Here is a 1,261-nt window from a genome sequence, read left to right as displayed (position 1 = left end):
TTCTGAATCAATGTTAATAGAATCGCGCACAAATCAAGCAAAAATGCTGCCGCAAATAGATGTTACGCAGTTGTTCCCAGTTACTTTTGAAGAAAAAACAGTACCAAGTTATTTTGGAGGYCCAGATATTCGCATAGAGATCATTAAACCAATCCAGCCAAAGCACAAGAAGTTGCCATTATTTTATTCTATTCACGGCGGCGGTATGGTTATGGGAAGTCCGATTGGTGATCGTACAGCTAATGCTTCGCTTGCTTCCCAGCATGGTTTTTGCTGTGTATCTGTCTATTATCGCTTGGCACCAGAGCATGCTCAGCCTAGTCAGCTACAGGATTGTTATTCGGGCCTTAAATGGTGTATTGAGCATGCTAAGGAATTAGCGATCGATTCTCAAAAAGTGGCCATATCCGGCAGCAGCGCAGGTGGAGGATTAGCAGCGGGTCTAGCCATTTACATTCGTGACCAAAAGGAATTTGATATTCATCATCTAAGGCTGCGTAATCCAATGCTTGATGACCGTACAAGTTTTGCGCCAGAACATCCCTATGCGGGTGAGTTTGTTTGGACAAAAGGAAGCAATTATTTTGGCTGGAAATCTGTTTTAGGGCATGAACCCGGTCATGAAGAGGTTAGTGAGTATTACGTGCCTGCGCGTGCAAAATCACTAGCCGGTTTGCCACCCACTTATATAAGTATAGGCAGCATTGATTTATTCATCGATGAAGCCTTATTATTTGCAAAACAACTGGTCTTTGATGGTGTGTTAGTGGAATTACATGTATACCCTGGGTACCATCATTTGTCCCCGATGTTTCCAGATGCTCATTTTTCAATAGAAGGCTTCAAATCCAGTGAATGGGCTTTGCTGAAGGCGCTGAATTTACTTTAAAGCGGAACGAATTTATGGCGAAGCCAATAGGGAACCAAAAAAGTCGAAATTTTGACCCAATCAAACTGAAAATAAACCTCTCTGCAGGATGCTGCGGGGAGGTTTTTTTGCTCATTCTTGTTATTAAGCTAACGAGCAGGATAGTTCAGTATATCTAACGAATTTTTAAATTACTAATTGTTATCGAGATTCTTTAGATGGAAAGATGGCACTTCAACCCTCATATGCCTAAGAACGGCGAACGATTGATTAAATATGCAATTGCAAATGGGTGGGATTATTATTTAGATAAGAAGCCGCTGATAGTCGAACAAGGTCATGGCAAACAAGAACGCATTAGAATACAACAATAGGGCTGRCATAGTATAACCA

Annotated in this window: 2 protein-coding genes; both read left to right on the top strand. The window is 41.4% G+C overall.

Annotated elements, in window-relative coordinates:
- On the top strand, nt 1-889 hold an 889-nt coding region (locus AC1DSE_RS35455; protein ID WP_477529143.1), incomplete at its 5' end, for an alpha/beta hydrolase fold domain-containing protein.
- Between the two features lie 197 nt (nt 890-1,086).
- Entirely contained in the window at nt 1,087-1,242 is a 156-nt protein-coding gene (locus AC1DSE_RS35450; RefSeq protein WP_477512312.1) for a hypothetical protein, read from the top strand.
- The last annotated feature ends 19 nt before the right edge of the window (nt 1,243-1,261 follow it).

It is taken from the genome of Paenibacillus sp. 01L418, from assembly GCF_056400045.1.
Note: the sequence above shows the minus strand (reverse complement) of the source record. Positions and strands in the feature narration are given on the sequence as shown.

Excerpts from the sequence above, each read along its gene's own strand:
- AC1DSE_RS35450 (WP_477512312.1), top strand. The coding sequence starts at position 1,087 with ATGGAAAGATGGCACTTCAACCCTCATATGCCTAAGAACGGCGAACGA.